Source organism: Bradyrhizobium sp. Kon69, assembly GCF_055807515.1.
The window spans coordinates 1-373 of sequence record NZ_JBVVOS010000156.1; the positions used below are offsets into that span (position 1 = coordinate 1).

General features: G+C 55.2%; 1 protein-coding gene. It reads right to left on the reverse strand.

What is annotated here, in order from left to right; translation table 11 throughout:
* A partial coding sequence (locus tag AC0L3U_RS38645; protein WP_473364998.1) for an HAD family hydrolase occupies positions 1-373 on the reverse strand: 373 nt, incomplete at both ends.

Below are 373 nucleotides of genomic sequence, written 5' to 3' on the forward strand. Positions count from 1 at the left end.
CCGATGCCGAGACAAATCGCGCCGCCGCCAACCGCCGACTGGACACCGCTTACAGAGTCTTCGAAGACAAGGCACTCATTGATGGGGTTGTTCAGTTTTCGAGCCGCTAGCTGATAGCAGTCAGGGGCGGGCTTTCCGCTGCTGACATCTTCGCGTGAAACGATACATTCAAAGGCAGTTTCCAGCCCATGATAGTTGAGCACGTTGCCGATACGAGCAGGCCAACTGCTGGTAACCAGTGCCAACGGGATTGATCGTTCCCGCAATCGAGAAATTAGTTTTGCCACCCCAGGCACTAAAGAACAGACGGCCACCTCTTCGGCAGCATCCACTTGTTGCTTGATGATGCGGCGGGTGGGTTGATCAAAGCTGG